This window comes from Hymenobacter sp. UV11 (assembly GCF_004684095.1).
GTDB lineage: Bacteria > Bacteroidota > Bacteroidia > Cytophagales > Hymenobacteraceae > Hymenobacter.
In genome coordinates, this window is sequence record NZ_SRII01000020.1 from 1 (window position 1) to 13707 (window position 13707).

At 62.1% G+C, this 13707-nt stretch carries 10 protein-coding genes; 4 read left to right on the forward strand and 6 right to left on the reverse strand.

Annotated elements, in window-relative coordinates; all coding sequences use genetic code 11:
• Positions 1-485 precede the first annotated feature (485 nt).
• The gene (locus tag E4631_RS26090) at positions 486-671 is read left to right on the forward strand and encodes a hypothetical protein (RefSeq protein ID WP_167797044.1); all 186 of its coding nucleotides are present in this window, start codon (positions 486-488) and stop codon (positions 669-671) included.
• Here E4631_RS26090 and E4631_RS23730 read toward each other — a convergent pair.
• The 3 genes from E4631_RS23730 to E4631_RS23740 form a co-directional block, all read right to left on the reverse strand.
• Entirely contained in the window at positions 643-1233 is a 591-nt protein-coding gene (locus E4631_RS23730; protein WP_133656702.1) for a Fic family protein, read from the reverse strand. The genes E4631_RS26090 and E4631_RS23730 overlap by 29 nt on opposite strands.
• A 1049-nt stretch (positions 1234-2282) precedes the next feature.
• Positions 2283-3638, reverse strand: a complete 1356-nt coding sequence (locus E4631_RS23735; RefSeq protein ID WP_166648006.1) for a PAS domain-containing sensor histidine kinase — start codon at positions 3636-3638, stop codon at positions 2283-2285.
• The gene (locus E4631_RS23740; protein ID WP_133656700.1) at positions 3628-5010 is read right to left on the reverse strand and encodes a sigma-54 dependent transcriptional regulator; all 1383 of its coding nucleotides are present in this window, start codon (positions 5008-5010) and stop codon (positions 3628-3630) included. Before E4631_RS23740 ends, E4631_RS23735 begins: the two co-directional genes overlap by 11 nt.
• A 305-nt stretch (positions 5011-5315) precedes the next feature.
• Between E4631_RS23740 and E4631_RS23745 the strand changes: the two genes are divergently transcribed.
• Genes E4631_RS23745 through E4631_RS23755 form a run of 3 tightly spaced genes read left to right on the forward strand, consistent with a single transcriptional unit; the run spans position 5316 to position 9676 of the window.
• Positions 5316-6575, forward strand: coding sequence for an efflux RND transporter periplasmic adaptor subunit (locus tag E4631_RS23745; RefSeq protein WP_133656699.1), 1260 nt, complete (start codon positions 5316-5318; stop codon positions 6573-6575).
• A gap of 38 nt (positions 6576-6613) precedes the next feature.
• Positions 6614-7297, forward strand: a complete 684-nt coding sequence (locus E4631_RS23750) for an ABC transporter ATP-binding protein (RefSeq protein WP_022821726.1) — start codon at positions 6614-6616, stop codon at positions 7295-7297.
• Positions 7298-7315: 18 nt separating this feature from the next.
• Complete coding sequence (locus E4631_RS23755; protein WP_133656698.1) at positions 7316-9676, forward strand: FtsX-like permease family protein; 2361 nt, start codon at positions 7316-7318, stop codon at positions 9674-9676.
• Between the two features lie 429 nt (positions 9677-10105).
• On the opposite strand, the gene E4631_RS23760 is transcribed toward E4631_RS23755, so the two are convergent.
• The 3 genes from E4631_RS23760 to E4631_RS23770 all read right to left on the reverse strand — a co-directional run bounded on the left by E4631_RS23760 (position 10106) and on the right by E4631_RS23770 (position 13704).
• Positions 10106-11170, reverse strand: coding sequence for a metallophosphoesterase (locus tag E4631_RS23760; protein ID WP_133656697.1), 1065 nt, complete (start codon positions 11168-11170; stop codon positions 10106-10108).
• A gap of 83 nt (positions 11171-11253) precedes the next feature.
• Entirely contained in the window at positions 11254-12678 is a 1425-nt protein-coding gene (locus tag E4631_RS23765; RefSeq protein ID WP_240735210.1) for a hypothetical protein, read from the reverse strand.
• 36 nt (positions 12679-12714) lie between these two features.
• On the reverse strand, positions 12715-13704 hold the full coding sequence (locus tag E4631_RS23770) for a metallophosphoesterase (RefSeq protein WP_205704303.1): 990 nt from the start codon (positions 13702-13704) through the stop codon (positions 12715-12717).
• Between the last annotated feature and the right edge of the window lie 3 nt (positions 13705-13707).

The window sequence follows — 13707 nt, forward strand, 5'->3', positions numbered from 1 at the left end:
TCCTATCGGTCCTATTGGTCCAGGTATCGGTCCTATCGGTCCGCTATCGGCCCAGACATGGGCCATATCGGTTCAGCTATCGGTCCTATCGGTCTGGCTAGCGGTTGCCTGAGGAGCCCCATCGGGCCGAAAGGCCTAAAAATAGGCGTAGGAGGCTACCGAACGGTCGGCGTGCTGGTTGGCTGCTCGTACGAGCACGCTAGCAGACCGGGTTAGCTAACCCTTCCCCTAGTCAGTGGCCCCATCTGCGCGTGTTTACCGCGTGCTGCGCGTGTTTATACCCCGGTTCACTACGACATCGGGCCAGCGGGCTGCCTAAAACGAAGCGCTGCTCCCCACTTGCTTACCATAAGGGGAATTATAAGACAGCTTTTTAGCCATTTACGGCGCCTTTCGGTCTTGCGAGTCGATAGTGCAAGCACGCAGACATGAAATTTACAGGTCGTTCACCGGTCAGTTAGCTGCTAGCCTCTATCTTCGACCTTATGAAACTGCGCGACCGTTATCGCCAATTACAGGACCCCGCCGTGGTTAAAGCGATGGTGTTGCGGTCGGTCTATGCCTCGATGGCCTTGGAGAACCAGACGGTTTCTATGGAGCGCCTGGAAGCACTTTATGCTCAGACCGACTCCCAGCCACCCGCTAGTCCAGCGGGCGGAGCTGCCCGCTGATAAGCTGTTGCAGGCTGCGCAGGTCGTAGTCATCGGCTTGGCGGATAGCCGCCAGGTAGTGGGTGCGCGCTTCGCCGACTTCGCGTTGGTAGAGTACGACTTCTTGGTAGCCGTAGCTGTAGGCGAGCAGGTTGGTGAAGAGGCGCGCCGTGCGGCCATTACCGTTGGTGAAGGGGTGAATGGCAACGAACTGATGGTGGGCATAGGCAAGTAGGGCCGCTACCTGGGTGGTGTTCGGCGGAGAGGGCAACAACCCTTGGCGATGACGCAGCTCGTCGATAAACTCATACAGCAGCTGTGGCACGCGGGCGGCAGGGGGTGGCAGATAGGCCCCCACATTAGGGACCGTGCGTCGCCACTGGCCGGCCCAGTTATACAAGTGACTAAACGCGCGGCGGTGCAGTTCCTGCAACAGCCCAACGGAGAGGGCTACGGGATAGTCTAACTCTTCGAGCAAGTAGCGCTCGACGGTGGCGACGCCGAGTGCCTCTTGTTCATTGAGTGCCTCTTTATCCGTGAGGCCAAGCAGATTGTCTTCTGGTGCGTCGGTGTAGTGACCCATACCGCACAAAAGTATAGCAATGGGGGCGGGGTAGAGCCAAGTGAACACCCTACGACGAGCAGCTAAGGCCCTCAAACCTGCGTCTTAGAGTAATGAATTAGGCCATTAATCGCCCCAACACTGACCTGTCAAGCTGCTAATGCTGGGGCTAAGCAGCGTCTCACCTACCTTCTCAAGCGGGCAGTTGCTACCACTCAACTGTTTCGGCGCGGACCCGATTTCGTCGGGAGGGAAACCTGCGTTAGCCCCTGACTAGCCAGAAAGGTCTGCTGCTCGCTGCCCTACCCGGACCTCTCTGGGCTAGCGCAGCTAGGTTACCTGCTAGTCGTTGGCCCACTCGCAAAGCGCTTGATTTACGCGAAAACCGCAACCCTTACCGGGGCCCTTGAGCAGACGAAACGCGCGCCCACTGGCCCTCGTCAAACTAGCTTGCGTCCAGTTTGGCGACGCCGACTTTGTGGCCCCACCCAGCGGGTTGTGGCCACAAAGTCATGGCTTGCTGGATAACACCCACCTACCATTGCCCCGCTGAAAGCTCCGGAACTATCTTCGAAAAAGGCAAAGGCCGTCAGCGTCTACTATGCCGTCTACCCCCCGCCTCAGCGCCTGGTAGCCTGAGCTGCTCGCATCCCCAGCACCTCGGCACAAGTAGCTAGACAACTAAGTGCCTAAACACCTAGTTGTCTAGCTACAAAACTAGCCTGTTATAATTCTAGGCAGGTAGGCAGATAGTTTGCTAGCTCTGTTCGTGGTTTGATGGGTTGATAAGTAACTATAAAATTGTTCTGCTAGGCAACAGTTCTGCTAGGCAACAGTTCTGATACGTAACAATTCTGATGGGTACCTTGGCTCCAGCTGGTCTAGGATGTACCGCTGTCAGATGAATCAGGGAAGCCGTCTTCCAATAGGGGGACAGTGTTAAGATCTGGATCAGCGTCAACAAGACGCACCTCTTCGCCCTAGGCCTGGCACAACGTTAATTAAGAGACCGTTTACTAAGCGTTTTAAGCTCCTCTTCACTCATTTTTGGTCCGGTTACCAACGCACCCCTAGCAGGTAATCGAGGCGGGAAACCACAGTTGAAACGCACTACCCGCCCCCTCCACAGAATGGACCTGAATGCTGCCCTGGTGCAACTGCATGATTTGTTTGGCTAGGCTCAGCCCAATCCCGGAGCCGTCGGGGCGGGTGGTGAAAAAAGGAATGAAGATGCTGTCCAGTACGTCGGCGGGTATGCCACTCCCGTTGTCTTTTACTTCGATAACCACCTGTTCCTGTTCATCGGGCCAGGCCAAAAGGCTAATGCGAGGGTTAGAGGTTTGCGTGACTGCTTGCGCAGCATTGAGCATCAGATTGATAAGCACTTGCTCCAGTAGATGGCCATCGGCGTGCAGGATGAGGTGAGCAGGACGGACGCTGAAGGTGACCTCAATGCCTTGCGCGGCCAGTTGCTCCGCCAGTAGCTGCCGGGTGGCCTGGAGCAATTCCTGCACGTAGAGGGTCGTGCGCTGCAGCGCGGCCAGAGTGCTAAAGTCGCGGTACACTTGGGCGAAGCGTAGGAGTCCTTCGCTGCGCTGCTGGATGATGCGAATGCCGGTGCCCACGTCTTCGAGCAACTCACCGGAAACTTCCTGCTGCCGGACGCGCTGCACGTGGCGGCCCAGCGAATCAGCCAGCGAAGCAATGGGGGCGACTGAGTTCATGATTTCGTGCGTCATCACCCGGAGTAGTTGCTGCCATGCGGCCGTTTCAGTATCCGCCAGGGCCTGGCTCACGTTCTTGAAGGCTAGCAGCGTAAACGCTTCGCCGCGTAGTTTAAATTGTGTGGCTGACACGAGCAGCTGCACCGTTTGGGGGCCCACCGTCAGTTTCACCACCACGGGCTGGCCGGGCACCGCCCGGCAGATGGCCTCGTAGAGGACCGGCTGGCGGGATTGCAGCGCCCGGATATTTTTTAGGTAAGGTAGGTGCAGCGTTTGTTTAAACGCCTCGTTCACCCAGGCCACGGTGCCCGCCGCGTCATAGGACACGATGCCCGTATCGAGCAGCGCCAGAATGGTTTGCAGGTACTGAAACTGCCCTTCCTGCTCGGCCCGCAACTCCCGAAACGTGGCGTTGATCTGGTTGAAAGCCTCGTGCAAGGGCCGCAGCGACGCCGGGACGGCCTGCGCCGGGTACTGCCGCGAAAAATCCCGGTACTTCAGAGCCAGGGTAAAGTCAGCTAGCGCCTGCTGGCCGCGCGTCAGGTAACGGGCCAGGTCCAGGACCAGGATTACCAGCAGCCCCAGGGCCCCCAAGGCCAGGCCGTAGGCGTGGTGCTGCGCGGCGTACCCGCCCCCGCCTAACGCGGCCACCAGCAGTACCAATCGTCCCAGCAGGCGGACGTCCACGTTATTACATATCATGCTTATCGAGCCGGCGGTAGAGCGCGGTGCGGGTGAGGCCCAATTCCTTAGCCGCTTTGGTGAGGTTGCCCTGGTGGCGCGCAATGGCCTGCTGGATGGTGTTTTTTTCTGCCTCCAGCAACGGCAACGGATGCTCAGTCACAGTCTCAGCTGGCGCTGCCGCCGCGGAAGCAGAAGCCGATTCGGGGTTCCGAAACGAGAAATCGGCCGGAAGCAGCACGGGGCCGGCCCCCAGGATAACGGCCCGCTCCACGGCGTGTTGCAGTTCCCGCACGTTGCCGGGCCAGGGGTGCTCCCGGAGCTTGCGCAGGGCAGCGGCACTGAATTCCGGCTCGGGTTGACGGTTGCGGGCGGCGTACACTTGGGCGAAGTGCTGGGCCAGTAGGGGCACATCGTCGTCGCGCTCGCGCAGCGGCGGCAGCGTAATTTCGACCGTATTGAGGCGGTACATCAAATCCTGGCGAAAGGCCCCGCGCGCCACCAAGGCGTGCAACGAAGCGTTGGTGGCCGACAACAGCCGGATATCCACTGGGACGGAGGCATTGCTCCCGACGGGCACCACCTGGCGGTTTTGCAGGGCCGTGAGCAGCTTGGCTTGCTGCGGCAGGCCAATGTTACCAATCTCATCTAGAAACAAGGTCCCTCCAGTGGCCGCTTCGAACCGGCCCACGCGGCCGGCCTGGGCATCCGTGAACGCGCCCTTGGTGTGCCCGAACAGCTCGCTTTCAAACACCCCCTCGCTGAGTGCGGCCACGTCGGCGGCCACGAAGGGCCGGGCGGCGCGGCGCGACTGCTCGTGCAGGGACTTGGCGACCAGCTCCTTGCCCGTGCCGTTCTCGCCGAGCAGCAGCACGTTGGCTTCGGTCGGGGCGACCTTTTCAATAATGGCGCGGACTTCCTGCATAGCGGCCGACTCGCCCAGCAGGGCAGTAGTGGCGGCCGGCTCACGTGGCTTTTTCGGGCTACCCCCGCTTTTGCTGCCGGGTTTAGGTTGGAGGGCGGCGGCCAGCGTTTGCAGCAGCTGGTCGTTGTGCCAGGGCTTGAGCAGGAAGTCGGTGGCGCCGGCCTTGAGGGCACGCACCGCCGTGCGCACGTCGCCGTAGGCCGTTAGCAGGATAACGGCCGTGGTGGGGTTGTGCTCCCGGATACGGCCCAGCCAGTAGAAGCCCTCGTTGCCCGTCGCCTGGCCGCTGCGGTAATTCATGTCGAGCAGCACGGCGTCGAAGGGCTGCTGGCGGAGCAATGAGAGCAGCAGCTCCGGGTTTTTCTCCGTCACGACTTCCCGCACCTCGGTTTTGAGCAGCAGCTTGAGGGCGAACAGCACGTCGGGCTCGTCGTCTACCACCAGGATGCGGGCGTGCTTAAGATTCATGAAAAAAAGAATGGAAAAAACGTAAAAGTCGGGGCAGACAGGCACCCGTCCCAACCCAGGCCACATAAACCGTGCAAGCCTCAGAAAATACTGGATTTCAGTATGTCAGGCGGTTTTCAGCCCATCAACAGCTTCAGACTGTATCAGAACCGTACGGTCAACTGTATCGAAACCGGACGCTCGGCAGCAGCTGGCAACCAAAACTTAAAATCAGACTGCTGATTAGCAATGATTTGTGAGTAAGGCACCGTTCTTGGCATCCTCGGTCAGTAGCTTTTTTGCAGCTATTTCCCGCGCCGAACCGAATGGATGTCTTAATACCGAAGAAAAAATGGTCGTTTGTTACCCGCTGGTGGTGGCTGGGGGTCCTGGTGCTGGCGGGCACGGGAGTGGCCCGCCGCTACTGGCCCCGGCCGGGCCAGCGGTTGCACGTCGCGGCCAGCCGGCTGACCATTAGCTCCGTTACGCGGGGTAATTTTCAGGAATTTACGGCCATCGACGGGGTGGTGCAGCCGCGGCACACCGTGTACCTGGACGCGGCAGAGGCCGGCACGGTGCAGCAAGTGCTGGTGGAAGAAGGCACGACCCTAACGGCGGGCCAGCCACTGCTGCGGCTGACCAACCCCGACCTGCAACTGGAAATGGTGAACCGCGAAACGGCAGTGTACGACCTGATGAACAACCTGCGCAATACCCGCAACCAGCTGCTGCAAAACCGCATTCTGCGCCAAAACCAGCTGGCGGACATCGACTTCCAGCTGGCCGAGGCCCGGCGGGTGTTCGACACCAACCAGGTACTGTACGACCAGAAGGTGATTGCGCGGCAGGACTACTTGCAGAGCCAAAACGCCTACCGCTACCAGCTGCGCCGGCGACAGCTGACGCAGCAGACCCTGCGCCAAGATTCGGTGGCCATGCAGCAGCAGCTGGGCACCATGCAGGAATCGGTGCAGCGCATGACCAGCAACCTGGCCCTGATGCGGCGCAAGATGGACGACCTGCTATTGCGGGCCCCGGTCAGCGGGCGGCTCAGCTCGCTGGCCGCGGAAGTGGGCGAGGCCAAAACCCGGGGCCAGCGCCTAGGGCAGATTGATGCGCTGGCGGGCGTAAAACTACACGCCACGGTGGACGAGTTTTACATTGCCCGCATCGGAGCCGGCCAGGTGGGCGAAGTGGTGGTGGAGGGCCAGGCCTACCCCCTTCGCGTGACCAAAATCTTCGCTCAAGTGGCCAAAGGCCTGCAAATCGACTTGGCCTTTACCGGTACCCCGCCACCGGGCCTGCGGCGGGGCCAGACCCTACCCATCCGGCTGGCGCTGAGTGCGAAGGCCCCGGCGGTGCTGCTGCCCAAAGGCGGCTTCTACCAGCAAACCGTGGGCAACTGGGCGTTCCGGCTGAGCCCCGACGGCACCCGGGCCCAACGGGTGGCCATCCGGCTGGGGCGGCAGAACCCCGACTACTACGAAGTGCTGGCCGGCCTGCAGCCCGGCGACCAAGTTGTGACGTCCAGCTATGAGGGCTACGCCGACCAACAGGAGTTGGTGCTGGACAATGGCCAGCCATAGAATTTTAGTAACTACTTGACCATAAAAAGCTAATGCTCATGATTAAGACCGAAAACCTAGAAAAGGTGTACCGTACCGAGGAGGTGCAAACCAAGGCGCTGAACCACGTCTCGTTGACGGTGGAGCAGGGGGAGTTTGTGGCCATCATGGGCCCCTCGGGCTGCGGCAAATCGACGTTGCTCAACCTGCTGGGCCTGCTCGACGAGCCCGACGGCGGCAGCCTGCAACTGCTGGGCACCGAAACTAGCCGCTACTCGGAGCGGCAGCGGGCCGAGCTGCGCAAGCGCAGCCTGGGCTTCGTGTTTCAGAGCTTCAACCTGATTGACGAACTGACGGTGTTCGAGAACGTGGAGCTGCCCCTGCGCTACCTCGGCGTGGGGGCAGCCGAGCGGCGGCAGCGGGTGGAACAGGTGTTGGAGAAAATGCAGCTGCTGCACCGGCGCAACCACTTTCCGCTGCAACTCTCGGGCGGGCAGCAGCAACGCGTGGCCGTGGCCCGCGCCGTGGTGAATGCCCCGCCGCTGCTGCTGGCCGACGAGCCCACCGGCAACCTCGACTCGGCCAGCGGCCACGACGTACTGGGCCTGCTGACCGAATTGAATGAGGCGGGCACTACCGTGCTCATGGTCACGCACTCCGAGCACGACGCCCGGTACGCCCGGCGCGTCATCCGCCTGCTCGACGGGCAGGTGGTGCTCGAAAACAGCCGCAGCCAGTTCTGAACGCTTCCTCCTTCGGCCATGCTCCCCTACCCCCTGCTGCTCATCTACCGCAATTTTAAGCGGTTCAAAAGCACGTTCTTCATCAACCTGATTGGCCTCTCAACCGGCCTGGCCTGCGCGCTGCTCATCTACCTCTGGATTAGCGACGAGCGCAGCTTCGACCGCTACCACGCCCTGGACGGCCGGCTGTATCAGGTGATGGAAAACCGTCGCACCGCCGCCGGCATCGAGACGCAGACCGGCACCATACCGCTCCTGGCCGAGGCCTTGCGGCGGGAAATGCCGGAGATTGACTTCGTGGCCACCACCACGCCGGTCCCGTTCTTCCCCGAGTTCACGCTGGCGGCGGGCGGCCAGCACCTCACCGCCGTCCCCAAATACGCGGACCCGGCCTTCTTCCAGCTGTTTTCCTACCCCCTGCTGGTGGGCACCCCCGCCACGGTGCTGCGGGATAAACACGCCATTGTCCTCTCCGAAGCCCTGGCCACCAAGCTCTTTGGGTCGCCGCAGCGCAGCCTGGGCAAAGCCGTGAAATGGCAACTGGCCGCCGATAGCACGCAGACTAGCTTGGTGGCCGGGGTGTTTGCCGGGGTGCCCCGCAACTCGTCCGAGCAGTTTGACTTCGTGCTGCCGTTTGCCTCGTTCAGGGACCGGATGCAGATGAGCGAAACCATCAAGTGGGACGACGATGGCCCCTTCAATACCTATTTAGCCTTGAAGGAGGGGGCTGACCCCGCGCAGTTTCAGGCCAAGCTGGCGGGTTTGTTGAAAACCAAAAGCGCGCAGGCCCAGGGGCGCACGCTGTTCGTGCGGCCGTTCGCGGCGGGGTACTTGCACGGCACCTACGAAAACGGCGTCGCCACCGGGGGGCGCATTACCTACGTGCGGCTGTTCGCCCTGATTGCCGGGCTCATTCTGGTGATTGCCAGCATCAATTTCATGAACCTGTTTACCGCCAAGGCCTCGCGGCGGGTCAAGGAAGTGGGCATTCGCAAGGCCTTGGGGGCGAGCCGCGCCGCGCTGGTAGGGCAGTACCTGACCGAATCCGTGGTGATGGCCTTGCTGGCCCTGGTGGTGGCCGTGGGGCTGGTGCAGCTCGTGCTGCCGCAGTTCAGCGCGCTGACGGGCAAGCCGTTGACCTTGCGCTGGGAGTGGCCGCTGGTGGGGGCCGGCCTGGCCCTGGCGTTGGGCACGGGGCTGCTGGCGGGCAGCTACCCCGCGTTCTACCTGTCGGGTTTCCAGCCGGCGGCCGTGCTGAAAGGCAAGCTGCCGACCCAGGCCGGCGACGTGTGGACGCGGCAGGGCCTGGTCGTGCTGCAATTCACGCTCTCGGTGCTGTTCATCGTGGCCGTGGTGGTCGTCAACGCGCAGCTGGCGTTTGTGCAGCGCCAGCCGCTGGGCTACGACAAAGCGCACGTGCTCCGCTTTGATGCGGCCGGCAAGGCGGCTCGCCAGCCGGCGGCCTTTATGAGCGAGGTGAAGCAATTGCCCGGCGTCGTGCAGGCGTCCAGCGTCTCGGGCGGCTTCCTAGGGGGGCACTACGTCGCAGAGATGAGCTGGCGGGGTAAGCGCCTACCAGTCGGGACGATGCAGGTCAACTACGACCTGGCGGAAACGATGGGCCTGCACCTGGTAGCCGGCCGCAGCTTTGCGCCGCAGTTCCGCGCCGACAGCGCCGCCATTCTCGTCAACCAGGCCCTGGTGGCCGGCCTGGGGATGCCCGACCCCGTCGGCCAACAACTCGACGGGGCCCGCATCGTGGGCGTGGTCCGCGACTTCCACTACGAGTCCCTGCACGAAAAAATCAAACCCCTGCTCCTGCGGCTCGAACCCCAGGTGCTCATGGGTACCATCTACGTCAAGCTCCAGCCCCACGCGGAGCAGGCCACGATTGCGCGGCTTCAGCAACTGTACGCCGCCTACAACCCCGGCTTTACGCTCGACTACACGTTTCTGGACGCCGACTACCAGGCGCAGTACGTAGCCGAGCGGCGGGTGGCCGTGCTCGCCCGCTACTTCGCCGGGCTGGCCATTCTCATTTCCGCCCTGGGCCTGCTGGGGCTGGCGGCCTTCACGGCCGAGCGGCGGCGCAAGGAAATAGGTATCCGCAAGGCCTTAGGCGCGAGCGAGCTGGGCATCGTCTGGCTGTTGACCAGCAGCCTGACCTGGCTGGTCGTCGTGGCCATCGTGCTGGCGCTGCCTCTGAGCTACCTGCTCCTACAGCGGTGGCTGGAAGGCTTTGCCTACCGCGTGGCGTGGCAGTGGTGGTACTTCGCCGCAGCCGGAATGGGGGCCCTGCTCATTGCCTGGCTCACCGTGAGCGTGCAGGCCTGGCGGGCCGCCCGCCGCAACCCCGTGCTGAGCCTGCGGGCAGAGTGATAGGCGAATAGGCTGGGCGCTCTGAATTACTAAAAGGCAAGGAGTTACGCTCATAAGTTGGGAAATATCATTCACGAATTCGCCTACCAGCACGCTCTGTCCCCACTCTTTGCTATCTCAAAAAAGTACTATCCTATGTTTAGCAGTCAAGGAGTCGAAAACCGCCCTTTTTCCAAGATGTGTCCGGGTAGCTTTGCTACGTAAAGTGGTTTTTCCAAGGAACCAAAGGGGAAAAGATACCCTCCCACTATCCCTTAAATTCTACCAGGGCAAAAGCACCAAATACATACTTAGCGTAGATCTATGCACAAAAGTGTTGATTAAAAGTACCTTTAGATACTGGAATTGATGCCTGCTTTTTAACTCGGCAATAAGGAAACGCTAAATGTGCGTTTGGTGCTTTTGCCCTGAACTGTCTTGGCTCGGCAACTACTTCCAGGTCATATCCACCGAGTCGCGCAGGGTGGTGGGGGTAGCGGCCGTCACGGCGCCCAGGTAGCCGTTGGCGGGCAGGTCGCGGCCGTAGCTGTAGGCGTTCACCTTGCCGCTGGTGAAGACTTTGACCAGCGTGTAGCCGTAAAAAAGCTTGTTGGGCGAGGCACTCGCGTCAAGCACGCTACCCCCGTTGCCGGCGACAATCTGCCAGGGGTGGTAGCTGGGCAGCTGCGAGCGGAAGTATAGGTGGTTGTGGGCGGCCAGCATGGCCTCGGCGTGGTTGGCCTCCAGCACGTCCCACATGCTACCGCCGTTGCTGAGGCCATCGCCGCCGGGCGCGGGCAGCGCCGGCTTGTGGCCGAAAGCAAAAATATGCTGGCTACCCTTGGCGCGGGCGGCGGCCAAGTCGGCTTGCAGCCAGGCCAGCGGCACGGTGGCCTCGGCGCCCACAGGGTCGGTATTGAGCACCACGAAGTGCGATTTCTTGTAGTCGAACGAGTAGGTGAGGCGGCTTTGGTCGGTGGCCAGCTTGTCGGGGCCGCCGGCGGTGGGACCGTTGCTACCCACGGTGTAGGGCTTCATGGCGGCGCGCCAGGCCTGCTCGGCGGCCCCAAACGAAGGCTGGTTTTTACCGCTCATCACCTCGTGGTTGCCGGGCATGGCCACCAGCCGAATGCCGGTGCGGCTCAGCGGCGCGGCCTGGTAGAGCCGCACCCAGGCCCGCAGCTCGCGGCTAATCACGGCCGAGTCGGGCGAGTAGCCCAGCACCATATCGCCCATGAAAAACAGGTAGTCGGGCACCGGCTTCAGGGCCGCCAGCTCGGCATAGGTCTGGTTAAGCTGCGGCACGTTGGCGGTGCTGGGGTTGGTGGCCAGGTTCACGTCCGAGTTGTCGACGCGGTTGCAGCCCAGCACCGCAAACGAGTAGGCCAGCGTGTCGCGCGCGGCCGTGGGGGTAGGGAAGGGCGTGGGCTGGGGCGTCGCGTCGGGGCTACTATGGCAGCCGACGAGGCTCAGCGCGGCCAGCAGGCCCAGCAGGGGGTAGGCAAAAAATCGCATAAGAAGCTATTAAAAAGAACGTCATGCTGAGACAAGCGCAGCATGACGTTCTAGAAGGTGTTTAGGTTGGAAAGCCTATCGTGTTAGTGCTGATTGCCGGAGTTGTCCGTAGGGTAGGCGCCCAGGTCCTTGCTGGGCGGGTTGATGGCCGTGGCCCCGAAGTTGGCGCTCACCGGAATGGCCGGCGAGGTAGCCAGCGGCGCGAAGCTGGTGTAGCCCTTGCCGATGGCCGGCGAGGTGCTGTTGAGGTGGAAGTTGTAGGTGCCCACCGTGTTCACGTCGGCCAGGCGCTTACCCGCGAACGGCAGCGGGAAGCCCACAAACTGCGGGTTGTTCTTGCTCAGCGCGGCGCTGCCGTTATACACCTGGCCCAGCTTGTAGCCGGCCGGCAGGAAGGAGCTGGGCAGCGGCATATCGGTGGTCTGGGGCTTGGTGAGGAAGGACGTGGGGTAGATTTCGTTGGCCTGGGCCAGCGAGTCCGCGTAGTTCAGGTTGTAGCCGTACTTCAGGTTGGCGGTGTCGGCCACCACGAGCACGTTGCCCAGGTAGTTGCCCGAGCCCACTACGCGCGGGCCGTATTTGCAGTTGACCATGATGTTGTTGTAGTACGCCCCGCGCGAGCCCTCCTCGTAGTTGATGGAGCCGCCCCGGCCGGCCGAGTTGCGGCGGTAGCCATCGTGCACGTACGTGTTGTTGTACATGTAGATGGTGGTCTGCGGGTTCTTGCCGCCGTTGTTCGAGGCCTTCGAGCCGTTGGTGGCCGAGCCGATAAACAGGTTGTAGGCAATGTTGCCCGTGGTGCCCGACTTGATATTCAGGTACTCGCCACCGGTTTTGCCGCCCTTCTCCCAGGTGTTGCGCATCACGTTGATGCGGCCGCCCAGGATGCGAATCGGGTCGTCGGTGCTGCCGTACAGCCACGAGTCTTCGAGGTCAAACACGCCCTGCGGGTTCTGGAAAAAGATGGGGTAGGTGTTCTTGTTGTTGGCAATGCCGGCCGACACGGGCGAGGTCACCACGTTGCCGCCGCCGCCTTCCACGTGGGTCCACTTTATCACCATCAGCGGGCAGGTCACGTCGCCCAAAATGCCGCCCCACTTGCCCTGGTAGGCGGGGTCGGTGGCCGGGTCGGCGCCCACCTGGTCGGTGTGCACGAAGGTTTTGGGCGCGAAATAAATCGGCTTGGCCATGCTGCCCAGCGACAGCAGCGTGCCCTTAATCACAAAGTTGTAGTTGCCCAGGAAGTTGACCTTCACGCCGGGCTGAATCACCAGCGTGTCGCCGGCATTCACAATTAGGTCGGCGTTCACGTCGAAGCTCAAATCCTGCTTCATCGTGCCCTTAACGGCCCCGCCGATGGGCGCGGTGTTGTCCACGGCCTTGCCCACGGTCAGCGGGGGCGTCGAGAGCTGCACGTTCTCGTTCGACTTGTTGCACGAGGCCAGCAGGCCCAGGCTGGCCAGCGCCAGCAGGGAAGTGCTGCGCTGCGCGGTTGTCAGAAATTTCATGGGAAATGAAAAAATAGGGAGTTAAAAAAGGCAGTCTTAATTGCCGGGCACCACCAGCTCCTGCACCGAAAAGAGGGCGGGTTGGTGGGAGTCCACGGTGATGCGGACAGCCTGCACGTCGGCCTCGCCGGGCACCTGCAGGCGCGTAAAATTTTGGAGCACCTGCTTGGGCGAAGCCGGGTTGAGCAAGGGCTTGTCGAGGATGAGGCGGTGCGAGTCGCCGTTCACCAGCAGCACCGGGCGGCCAAAGGCCACCGCGTGCCGGGTCAGCGCCGCCAGTATTTCGGTGAAGCCGTCGGCGTCCTTCGCATCCTTGGCGGGGTTAAACATGTCGGCCTGCGTGAACAGCACCACGCCCAGCCGCCGCTGCGCCGTGGCCTCGGCAAACACCGCGTTGAGCCAGGCCAGGTTGGCCCGCTGGCGCTCGTAGAACTCGCGATTCTGGCCCTTGGCGTCGTTGGGCACGAAGTTGTTGTTCGAGCCCACCAGGTGCACCGTAGCGAAGGCCACGTTGCCGGCGCTCCAGCGGTTATTCTCCACGTAGGCCGCGAAGGCCGGGTCCAGGGCCTGCGAGGTGAGCGCCAGCTTGGCCTTGCCGAAGGAATTATGGTCGGGGAAGAACATACGACGCACCACCACCAGGCGCTCCTCCGGATCGTAGCCGCCGGCTTTGGGGCGGTTGCAGTCAGTCCATTCGTTGTCGCCGGGCGTGTACACCAGCGGCTGCTCGAAGGTCCGGAACTCCGTCAGCACCTTGCCGTACATTTCCTCGGTGCACAGCGTCGAGCCCGATTTGATATCGCCCACGTGCACCGAGAAAGTGGGCCGCTGTTGGTTTATTGCCCCAATGAGTTTCTCAAACCGCCCGTAGTCGGCGGGCAGCGTGTAGGGCATGTCGCCCAGCGCCACGAACGTGAACGTGCTGGTGGGGGGTAGGGGCCGGGGCCTGGCCGGGGCCGGGTGAGCCCCGGCCAAGCTAGCCACCAGCAGCGCAGGCAAGCTCAGCAGTCGGAAAAAACGCTTCACGAA